The organism is Actinomadura rubrisoli, from assembly GCF_004349215.1.
Lineage (GTDB): Bacteria > Actinomycetota > Actinomycetes > Streptosporangiales > Streptosporangiaceae > Spirillospora > Spirillospora rubrisoli.
This window is the reverse complement of the sequence record NZ_SMKU01000342.1, coordinates 1-10,117: the sequence shown is the minus strand read 5'-3', so window position 1 is coordinate 10,117 and position 10,117 is coordinate 1. Positions and strand designations below refer to the sequence as shown.

Here is a 10,117-nt window from a genome sequence, read left to right as displayed (position 1 = left end):
CATCCCGGCCCTCACCGAGCTGGGCGTCCCCGCCGCCGACATCGCGCGCGTGCACCGTCCCATCGGGCTCAACATCGGCTCCCGCACCCCCGCCGAGATCGCCATCGCCACGCTCGCCGGCCTCATCGCCGACCGCAACGCCCGCCCCGGCGGCTTCGACTTCTGACCGGGGCCGCGGGGCACGCGGGGCACGCGGGGCGTGCGGGTGGTCAGCGGGCGGGCTGGCCGCCGAAGCCCGCGAGGATCGACTCCAGGAACGGCAGGGCGCGGCCGGCCTTCTTCGCGCGGATCACCAGGTCCCAGGCGGGTTCGAGCTTCTTCCAGCCGCCGGCGTAGGCCGCGTGGCGGGCCTTGGCGCGCAGGGTGGGCTTGGTGGACGCGCCCCGCAGGATCGAGCCCCACCGGTAGAAGTCGCGGTAGGCGCGCCGGTAGCCGTCCTCAAGCTGCCGGGCGGTCATCTTGACGGGCTTGAACACCACGGTGCGCGTGTCGTAGCGGTCCCAGTCGCTGTGCAGGAGCCGGTCGGCCTTGGCCATCCGCTCGTAGAGGCGAGTGCCGGGATAGGGGGTCATGATGTGGAACGTCGCGGTCTCGATGCCCTGGGCGACCGCCCAGTCCACCGTACGGTCGAACACCGACGGGTCGTCCTGGTCCATCCCGAACACGAAGCTGCCGTTGACCATCACGCCGTTGTCGTGCAGGCGCCTGATGACCTGGGCGTAGTCCCGGTCGATGTTCTGCCACTTGCGCTGCTCGGTGAGGTTGTCCGCGTTGACCGTCTCGAATCCGACGAACAGGCTGCGCAGCCCCGATTCGACGGCCTTCTCCAGCAGGCCGGGACGCAGCACCGACTGGACCGTCCCGGCGGCCTGCCAGAGCCGTCCCATGCCGCGCATCCCGTCGAACAGGGCGGTGGCGAACCGGGCGTTGCCGAGCAGGTGGTCGTCGAGGAAGTAGAGGTGGCGGCCGGGCAGGCGCTCGATTTCGGCCAGGGCCGCGTCGACGGTCTGGGTGTAGAAGGACTTCCCGCCCTCGAAGAACGCCTCCTTGTAGCAGAAGTCGCACACGTGGGGGCAGCCGCGCGAGACGACGATCGAGTTCGGGACGAGGTAGCGGTGCCGGTCGATCAGGTCGCGGCGGATGGGCGGCAGCCCCGCGAGGGTCCGCTCGGACGAGTCGTAGCGCGGGGCCGGGCGCCCGGCGCGCAGATCGTCCAGGAAACGGGGCCAGGTGTCCTCGCCGGGCCCGCAGAAGATCGTGTCGGCGTGACGGGCCGCCTCCTCCGGCAGCGAGGTGACGTGCAGGCCGCCGAGGCAGACGCGGACGCCCTTCGCGCGGTAGTGGTCGGCCAGCTCGTAGGCCCGGCGCGCGGAGGTGATGTAGACCTGGATCACCACCAGGTCCGGCTCGTCCGAGACGTCGACCCGCTGGACGTGCTCGTCGGTGATCGTGACCTCGTCGTCCGGGTCGAGGTAGCCCGCCAGCGTGGCCAGCCCGAGCGGCGGGAACAGCGAGTACTTGATCGGGCGGAAGAAGGGCGAGGTCGCCTCGGTCAGGGCGGGCAGGATCATCTTGACGCGCATGGGACCACGATGTTGCCGGGGAGTGCCCGATCGGTGATGGTCGTGTGGATATTCGGTGCGAATGCGGGCGAGCCGCGCGGTCCGGTCACAGAACCGCAGGTCACAACGTACGATGTGGGTTCGCACGCGTTCTGTCGGTGGCGGCGCCTAACGTCTGGACTGGACGAGCCGCGCGGCCGAGCGATGGCGCCGAGTGAAGGTGAACACCATCATGGCGAACAGCACTACGGACAAGGACCACGACTTCCAGAGCCTCGCCGACCCGTACCGCCGGGAGCTGATGGCGCACTGCTACCGGATGCTCGGCTCCATCCACGACGCCGAGGACCTCGTCCAGGAGACCTACCTGCGCGCGTGGAAGTCCTACGGCGCCTTCGAGGGCCGCTCCTCGCTGCGGACGTGGCTGTACCGGATCGCCACGAACGTCTGCCTCACCGCGATCGACCAGCGGGGGAACCGCCCGATGCCGTCCGGGCTGGGCGCGCCGAGCGACGAGCCGGAGCGGCCCGTGGTGGCCTCGCCCGAGGTGCCCTGGCTGGAGCCCGCCCCCGACGCGCTGCTGGGCGCCGACGCGTCCGACCCGGCCACGATCGTCGCGGCGCGGGAGAGCACCCGGCTGGCGTTCGTCGCGGCCCTCCAGCACCTGCCCGCCAAGCAGCGGGTCGTGCTGATCCTGCGCGACGTGCTGAAATGGCGGGCCGCCGAGGTCGCCGAGCTGCTCGACACCTCGACCGCCGCCGTCAACAGCGCGCTGCAGCGGGCGCGGGCGCAGCTGGAGGAGGCCGCCCCGGCGCGCGACGAGCTGGTCGAGCCGACCGACCCCGCCCAGAAGGACCTGCTCGAACGCTACGCCCGCGCGTTCGATGAGGCCGACGTCGCGGGGCTCGTGGAGCTGTTCAAGAAGGACGCGGTGTGGGAGATGCCCCCGTTCCCCGAGTGGTTCGTGGGCGCCGAGACCATCGTCCGCCTCATCCTGGCCCAGTGCGACCCGGAGCCGGGCGAGCTGCGGATGGTCCCGACGGCGGCGAACGGGCAGCCCGCGTTCGGGCTGTATCGGCGCGGCGACGACGGTGTGCACCGTCCCTTCCAGCTCCAGGTCCTCGATGTCACCGCCGACGGCGTCGGGCACGTCTCGGCCTTCTTCGACACCACGCTGTTCACGACGTTCGGGCTGCCCGAGCACCTCTGACGATCTCCCGGTTTTCCGCTCAATGGAAACCCCTGTGCGCCGCCCCGGACGGCGGCTGCCAGGGTGGAGTCCGGCGGGCGCCGGAGCATCCGGCCCCGTGGAGCGGGAAGGGAAGACGGCATGACGCATCCTCCATACCTGTACCCGGGATACCGGAGCACCGCGCTCCGCGCCCCCGCGCAGGAGCTGATCATGCCGAAGCTCGGTCCGGACAGCGTCGAGCTGAGCTCGCCGGTCTTCGGGCACCAGGAGCTCGGCCGGCTGGACGAGGACCTCACCAGGCAGCACTCCGGCGAGCCGCTCGGGGAGCGGATCATCGTGACCGGGCGGCTCCTGGACGGCGCCGGACGGCCGGTGCGCGGCGCCCTCGTGGAGGTGTGGCAGGCGAACGCGGCGGGCCGGTACGCCCACCTGGGCGACCAGCACCCCGCGCCGCTCGACCCGAACTTCACCGGCGCGGGCCGCTGCCTCACCGGCGACGACGGCCGCTACCGGTTCGTCACGGTCAAGCCGGGCGCCTACCCGTGGCGCAACCACCCGAACGCCTGGCGGCCCGCGCACATCCACTTCTCGGTGTTCGGCACCGCGTTCACGCAGCGGCTGGTCACCCAGATGTACTTCCCCGGCGACCCGCTGTTCGCCTACGACCCGATCTTCCAGTCGATTCCCGACGAGCGGGCCCGCGAGCGGCTCGTCTCCCGCTTCGACATGGACACCACCGAGCCGGAGTGGGCGCTGGGCTACCAGTGGGACATCGTGCTCGGCGACACCCCGATGGAGGCGTGATGACCACCCCGTCCCAGACGGTCGGGCCGTTCTTCGGCTACGCGCTGCCCTACCAGAGCGGCCCCGAGGTCGTGCCCGGCTGGCGGCCGGACGCGATCCGGGTGCGCGGCCGCGTCCTGGACGGCGCCGGGGAGCCGGTGCCGGACGCGCTGCTGGAGATCTGGCAGGCCGACGAGACGGGCGAGATCCCGCGGCGGCCGGGCGGCATCGCGCGGGCCGGGCACGGGTTCTCCGGCTTCGGCCGGTGCGGCACCGACACCGACGGCGGCTACTGGTTCCGCACGGTCAAGCCCGGCGCGACCGGCGACGGCGCGCCCTACATCGCCGTGCTGGTCTTCGCCCGGGGGCTGCTCAAGCCCGTCTTCACCCGGCTGTACTTCCCCGAGGACGAGGCCGCCCACGGGCGTGACCCGCTGCTCGGCGAGGTCCCGGCCGAGCGCCGGGGCACCCTGGTCGCCGAGCGGGAGGGCGAGCGGGAGTACCGTTTCGACATCCACCTGCAAGGGGAGCGGGAGACGGTGTTCCTTGGTTTCTGACGCACGACCCGATGACCTGGCCGCGCCGGACGCGGGGCTGCTGTCGCCCGTCCGCGCCGGGACGCTGACCGAGGCCGCCACGAGCGATGCGGCCTACCTGAGGGCGATGCTGGACGCCGAGACCGCCCTGGCCGCCGCCCAGGCGCGGCTCGGCATCATCCCGGAGGACGCGGCGGCCGCGATATCCGAGGCCGCGGGCTCCGGACGGATCGACCTGGCCGACGTGGCGCGGCGGGCGCGCGGATCGGGCAACCCGGTCGTGCCGCTGGTCGCCGACCTGCGCAAGCTGGCGGGCCCGGCGGGCGAGCACGTCCACAAGGGCGCCACCAGCCAGGACATCGTCGACACGGGCGCGATGCTCGTCGCGGCCCGGGCCAGGCGCGTCACCCTCGTCCATCTCGACCGGGCACTGGACGCGCTGGCCGGGCTCGCCGAACGGCACCGCGACACCCCGATGACGGGCCGCACGCTCGGGCGGCAGGCGCTGCCGACGACGTTCGGCGCCAAGGCGGCGGGCTGGCTGATCGGCTGCCTGGAGGCCCGCGACCGGCTCGCGGCCGTCGCGCTGCCCGTCCAGCTCGGCGGCGCCGCCGGGACCCTGAACGCCTACGGCGGCCAGGGGCTCGACCTCGTCGCCGCCTACGCGCGCGAGACGGACCTGGCCGAGCCGCTGCTGCCGTGGCACACGCGCCGCACGCCGGTCGCCGAGCTGGCGTCCGCGCTGGCCCTGGCCGCCGGGGCGCTCGGCAAGATCGCGACGGACGCGTGGCTGCTGGCCCAGAGCGAGATCGACGAGGTGGCCGAGGCCGCCGGCCCCGGCAAGGGCGGCTCGTCGGCCATGCCACACAAGCGGAACCCGGCGCTGGCGACCCTGATCCGGTCGGCGGCGCTCCAGGTCCCGGCCTACGCCCAGGTGGTGCTCGCCGCGCAGGCCGCGCCGCTGGAGCGGCCCGCGGGGGAGTGGCACGCCGAGTGGCAGCCGCTCCGCGAGTGCCTGCGCCTGACCGGCGGCGCCGCCGAGACCGCCGCCGAGCTGCTCGAAGGGCTGGAGGTGCGGCCGGACCGGATGCGCGCCAACCTCGGCGGCCTGCTGGAGGTGCTCGGCGGGGACCCGGGCACCGGCGCCGCCCCCGCCCTGGTCGACCGTGCCCTCGCCGCCTACCGGAGGAACCGCGCGTGACCCCGCCCGCACCACCGCACCACCGCCTGGACGGGCCCGGGGAGGCACCCGTCGTCGTCCTCGGGCCGTCCCTCGGCACCACGATGGACCTGTGGCTGCCGCAGCTGCCCGCCCTGACCCGGAACTGGCGCGTGCTCCGCTACGACCTGCCCGGCCACGGGGACGCCCCGCCGCCGGACGGCCCGTTCACCGTCGACGACCTCGCCGCCGGGATCGCCGCCCTGCTGGACGAACTGGGCATCGCCGAGGCCGCCTACGCGGGGGTGTCGCTGGGCGCGGCGATCGGCGCCGCGCTCGCGCTGCGGGCGCCCGGCCGCGTCGGGAGCCTCGTCCTGTGCTGCACGTCCCCGCACTTCGGCGATCCGGCGCCGTGGCGCGAGCGGGCGGCGCTCGTCCGCCGCGAGGGGACCGGCCCGGTGGCCGACGCGGCCGCCGGACGCTGGTTCACGCCCGGCTTCGAGGGCGCCGATCCGTACGTGGCGATGATCCGCGCGGCCGACCCCGAGGGCTACGCCGGCTGCTGCGACGCCCTCGCCGGATTCGACGTCACGTCCCGGCTCGGGGAGATCTCCGCGCCGACGCTGGTCGTCGCCGGGGCGCAGGACGTCCCGACCCCGCCGCGCGGGCACGCCGAACGGCTCGCCGCGGGTATCCCGGACGCCCGGCTGGTGGTCGTGGAGGGCGCCGGGCACCTGGCCAACGCGGAGCGGCCGGAACCCGTCACCGGCGCGATCACCGCGCACCTGGACCGCACATGGAAGGGGCTCGGCCGTTGAGCCAGGAGCAGGAGCCAGAGCAGGAGCAGGGCGCCACGGACGCGGGGCGGCACGCGCAGGGGATGCGGACGCGGCGGGAGGTGCTCGGCGACGCCCACGTCGACCGGGCCGTCGCCCGCACCGACGGCTTCACCGCCGACTTCCAGGACATGATCACCCGCTACGCCTGGGGCGAGATCTGGAGCCGCCCCGGCCTGGACCGCAAGACCCGCAGCTGCGTCACCCTGACCGCCATGGTCGCGGGCGGGCACCTGGAGGAGCTGGCCATGCACGTGCGCGCCGCGCTCCGCAACGGGCTGACCCCGGACGAGATCAAGGAGGTCCTCCTCCAGACGGCCATCTATTGTGGGGTGCCCGCCGCCAATTCGGCGTTCGCCGTCGCCCAGCGGGTACTGGCCGAAGAGGGGTGACCGCCGGAGGACGGCGGCCGGGAGCACCGGCGACCAGGAGGGGCATGGCCGAGCGCGCGCGCCCGATCAGCGTGGCGGGAAAGGTGATGGCCATCCTGGACGCCTTCGCCCTCGGCGACGTGCGCCTCAACCTCAGCGAGATCTGTCGCCGTGCCGGGCTGCCCCTGGCCACCGGGCACCGGCTCGTCGGCGAGCTGGTCGGCGGCGGGTTCCTCGAACGGGTCCCGGACGGGACCTACCGGATCGGCACCCGGCTGTGGCGCATCGGCAGCCAGGCGTCCGCCGTCACCGGGCTCCGCGAGCTCGCGCTGCCCCACATGGAGGACCTGTACGAGGCCACGCACGACAACGTCCAGCTCGCCGTGCTGCGCGACCTGCGCGTGCTGGTCGTCGAGCGGCTGCGCGGCACCCGCTCGGTGCCCGTCCTCACCCAGGTCGGCGCGACGCTGCCGCTGCACACCACCGGGGTCGGCAAGGTGCTGCTGGCCTACGCGGAACCGGCGGTCCGGGAGGCGGTGCTGGCGGGCGAGCTGCCCCGGCACGCGCCCCGCACCATCACCGACCCCGCCGAGCTGCGGCGCTCCATCGAGCAGGTCCGCCGCTCGGGCTACTCGATGACCCGCGACGAGATGACGCTGGGCGCCGCGTCCGTCGGCGCCCCGGTCCGCGACGCGGACGGCCGGGTCGTCGCGGCGCTGTCGCTGGTCTCCCGGACCCGCAGTGCCGATCTCCGCCGGTTGCTGCCACCCTTGACCACGGCGGCGCGGGCCCTGTCCCGCGACGTCGCCGCGCACTGGCGCGCGCAGCCGGAGTGCCCTTCCGCTGAACGGAAGGCCGGGGCCTGAGCCTGCGGCGACACCCGCGAGCATCGCAGTTGACGCAAAGACGAGGAGGCTCGATGCGCACCCAGGTCGCGATCGTCGGCGGCGGCCCGGCGGGGCTGCTGCTGTCCCACCTGCTGCACCGGCAGGGGATCGACTCGGTGGTCCTGGAGAGCCGCGACCGCGCCTATGTGGAGCACCGGCAGCGCGCCGGGATGCTGGAGCAGGGCACCACCGACGTCCTCCGCGAGAGCGGCGCCGGGCAGCGGCTCGACCGCGAGGGCCTCGTGCACCACGGCCTGGAACTGCGGTTCGGCGGAGCGGGACACCGCATCCCGCTCACCGACCTGACCGGCCGGACGGTGACGGTCTACGCCCAGACCGAGATCGTCAAGGACCTGGTCGCCCGGCGGGCCGAGGACGGCGGCGACGTGCGGTTCGAGGCCGAGGTCCTGGAGGTCGACGCCGCCGCGCCCAGCGTGACCTACCGGCACGAGGGACGCGTCCGCACTCTCGAATGCGACTACATCGCGGGCTGCGACGGCTTCCACGGGGTGACCCGTCCGGCCGTCCCGGGGCTGCGGACGTTCTCCCGCGAATACCCGTTCGCCTGGCTCGGGATCCTCGCCGACGTCCCCCCGTCCACCGAGGAGCTGATCTACGCCCACCACGAACGGGGGTTCGCGCTGCACAGCCTGCGCTCGCCCAAGGTCAGCCGCCTGTACCTCCAGGTCGCGCCGGACGAGGACATCGCCGCCTGGTCCGACGCCCGGATCTGGGACGAGCTGGCCGCGCGGTTCGCGACCGGCGACGGCTGGGAACTGGGCCAGGGCCCGATCACCGACAAGGCGATCACCCCGATGCGCAGCTTCGTGGCCGAGCCGATGCGCCACGACCGGCTGTTCCTCGCCGGGGACGCCGCGCACATCGTCCCGCCGACGGGCGCCAAGGGCCTGAACCTGGCGGTGTCGGACGTCACCGTGCTGGCCAGGGCCCTCACCGAGCGGTACGCCACGGGCTCGGAGACGCTGCTGGACGCCTACTCCGCCACCTGCCTGCGGCGCGTCTGGCGGGCCGAGCACTTCTCGTACTGGATGACCACGCTCCTGCACGTGGACCCCGCCGCCGACACCTTCGCCCTGCGGCTCCAGCGCTCGCACCTCGACTACGTGACCTCCTCCCAGGCGGCGGCCACCACCCTGGCCGAGAACTACGTCGGCCTCCCCCTGGGCTAGCGGGGAACGCCCTCGGTGATCGCGCGCAGGTCCCGCGCGGCTGGACGGTCCTGCTGTTCGGGGGGCGCGGCGCGCAGGATCGCCCGGCACGTCTCGACGATCATCTGGCTGCGCTTCTGGTAGACCGGTAGGCCGTCATAGATCTCGGCCGCCTGGACGAACCCCCGTTCGGCACCCCCGTTGACCGTGGCGCACAGCGCCTCGTGCAGGCGGACATTCGCGGCATGCTGGTAGGCGGGAGCACTGGTGAGCACCTGGTCGCGCGCCTGGTCGGCCGGTCCTTCCTCGCCCGCGTACGCGTGCACCCAGCTTTGGGCGAACCGCACATCGTTCTTCCACATTCCAGGAATTCCCCCCGCGTCCACATTTGTCGGCAGCGAGGTGAGCAATGGCCGCAGACATCGCTTGGCCTCCTCGTGCCTGCCGACCATGGACAGCGCTTTGGCCTGCCCGACCTTGACCTTCGCGAGGCCGATCGATGAGGAGTCGCCGCCGATCCGCCGTGCTTCTCCGGTCAGCCGAAGAATTGTCGCCGGAGTGCGCTGGCCGTACAGTCCTCGATTTGCTTCCGCGCCGCGAACGAGCAACCTGAGTTCAAGGTCGCCGGACGTGTCGGCCGCCGTTCTGGCGGTGCGGGACCAGTGAATGGCCGCACTGTGATCGCCGAGGCGGGTCAGCCCGTTCGCATGGATCGTCGCGAGCGCGGCGTTGATGCGCTGTAGCTCGATCGCCTCCGAGGCGGAGGCGGTACCCAGTTGCCGCTCGATGGCGAAGAGGTCGATCACCAGCCCCTCGCATGCCGCCCGCGCCGGGCGGGTGTTCAGCGCATGCATATGATCAGAAATGGTGATATGCCAATGGTCCAGGTCGCGGAATTCGCTTTCGAAGTTCACCGCCATGAGTTGGCGTGCGGCCTCGCCGGTCGGGCCCAGAGCGCTGATTCCCAGTGTGGTGAACATCTGAATGGCTTGACGTCGTCTCACGTCTTCGTCCATTTCGCGGGAGTTCTTTGCCTCCAGAGTAGCGCGCCGCGCCGCTGCCTCCTCTTCCAGGATGGGGGTGAGTTGCCCCGGGATGCCGAGAACGTGTTCGATGGCTTCCGCGGTGCTGCGCCCCGGCAGGTAGTGATCGCGCCAGATGTGCGACAGGTGCCCGGGGTCGCAGGGGACGGCCCGGGCGACCGCGCGGAGGCTCATGCGACGGTGAGTCATCGCCGCGCGCATAGTTTCACCGAACGTGGCCATGCTTCCCCCTATCTGGGACATACGGAGCACTTCGGCGTTGTAGATTCCGTTGCGTAACGCCTTGACGACTTCACGTTAACCTTGACCGTCATCGCATGGGCGGTGAAGACGAAAAAGCGGCCCCGACTGGCTGGTTACGGTGCGTTGATGAGATGCGTGTCACAAAAGATGACAGCGTCTGATATTTTGCGGGACGCGCAATCTTGTCCTACGGTGGGCAGATGACGGTGACGGGTTGCGCGCGCACGATCGCCGCCCCGCTCACCGCCTGGTGGCAGAGGACCGCGCATGAGCCTTCTTGAGCGGTCGTTCCGTCCGGCCGGAACGTTCCCGGGACGGGCGGCCGGGGGCCGGTGG

General features: G+C 72.7%; 11 protein-coding genes. 9 read left to right on the top strand and 2 right to left on the bottom strand.

Annotation, left to right across the window (positions count from 1 at the left end; genetic code table 11):
• The first annotated feature begins 1 nt into the window (after position 1).
• Positions 2 to 166, top strand: coding sequence for an XdhC family protein (locus E1298_RS38600; RefSeq protein ID WP_341770684.1), 165 nt, complete (start codon positions 2 to 4; stop codon positions 164 to 166).
• 43 nt (positions 167 to 209) lie between these two features.
• On the opposite strand, the gene E1298_RS38595 is transcribed toward E1298_RS38600, so the two are convergent.
• Entirely contained in the window at positions 210 to 1,583 is a 1,374-nt protein-coding gene (locus tag E1298_RS38595) for a B12-binding domain-containing radical SAM protein (protein ID WP_131902340.1), read from the bottom strand.
• Positions 1,584 to 1,794: 211 nt separating this feature from the next.
• Here E1298_RS38595 and E1298_RS38590 point away from each other — a divergent pair, with 211 nt between their 5' ends.
• The 8 genes from E1298_RS38590 (at position 1,795) to E1298_RS38560 (ending at position 8,516) form a co-directional block, all read left to right on the top strand.
• Positions 1,795 to 2,772: a sigma-70 family RNA polymerase sigma factor gene (locus E1298_RS38590; RefSeq protein ID WP_131902339.1), complete on the top strand. Its 978-nt coding sequence runs from the start codon at positions 1,795 to 1,797 to the stop codon at positions 2,770 to 2,772.
• Between the two features lie 120 nt (positions 2,773 to 2,892).
• The gene (gene pcaH / locus E1298_RS38585) at positions 2,893 to 3,558 is read left to right on the top strand and encodes a protocatechuate 3,4-dioxygenase subunit beta (protein WP_131902338.1); all 666 of its coding nucleotides are present in this window, start codon (positions 2,893 to 2,895) and stop codon (positions 3,556 to 3,558) included.
• Positions 3,558 to 4,094: a protocatechuate 3,4-dioxygenase subunit alpha gene (gene pcaG / locus E1298_RS38580; protein ID WP_131902337.1), complete on the top strand. Its 537-nt coding sequence runs from the start codon at positions 3,558 to 3,560 to the stop codon at positions 4,092 to 4,094. Before pcaH ends, pcaG begins: the two co-directional genes overlap by 1 nt.
• Complete coding sequence (pcaB, locus tag E1298_RS38575) at positions 4,084 to 5,274, top strand: 3-carboxy-cis,cis-muconate cycloisomerase (RefSeq protein WP_243726065.1); 1,191 nt, start codon at positions 4,084 to 4,086, stop codon at positions 5,272 to 5,274. Before pcaG ends, pcaB begins: the two co-directional genes overlap by 11 nt.
• Positions 5,271 to 6,050, top strand: a complete 780-nt coding sequence (gene pcaD / locus E1298_RS38570) for a 3-oxoadipate enol-lactonase (RefSeq protein WP_341770683.1) — start codon at positions 5,271 to 5,273, stop codon at positions 6,048 to 6,050. The genes pcaB and pcaD overlap by 4 nt, the downstream gene beginning before the upstream one ends.
• Complete coding sequence (gene pcaC / locus E1298_RS51615) at positions 6,047 to 6,460, top strand: 4-carboxymuconolactone decarboxylase (RefSeq protein ID WP_341770682.1); 414 nt, start codon at positions 6,047 to 6,049, stop codon at positions 6,458 to 6,460. Before pcaD ends, pcaC begins: the two co-directional genes overlap by 4 nt.
• A gap of 44 nt (positions 6,461 to 6,504) precedes the next feature.
• Entirely contained in the window at positions 6,505 to 7,305 is an 801-nt protein-coding gene (locus E1298_RS38565; RefSeq protein ID WP_131902336.1) for an IclR family transcriptional regulator, read from the top strand.
• Between the two features lie 53 nt (positions 7,306 to 7,358).
• On the top strand, positions 7,359 to 8,516 hold the full coding sequence (locus E1298_RS38560; RefSeq protein WP_131902335.1) for a 4-hydroxybenzoate 3-monooxygenase: 1,158 nt from the start codon (positions 7,359 to 7,361) through the stop codon (positions 8,514 to 8,516).
• On the opposite strand, the gene E1298_RS38555 is transcribed toward E1298_RS38560, so the two are convergent.
• The gene (locus E1298_RS38555; RefSeq protein WP_131902334.1) at positions 8,513 to 9,760 is read right to left on the bottom strand and encodes a helix-turn-helix domain-containing protein; all 1,248 of its coding nucleotides are present in this window, start codon (positions 9,758 to 9,760) and stop codon (positions 8,513 to 8,515) included. The two genes, E1298_RS38560 and E1298_RS38555, sit on opposite strands and share 4 nt — an antisense overlap.
• Positions 9,761 to 10,117: the final 357 nt, after the last annotated feature.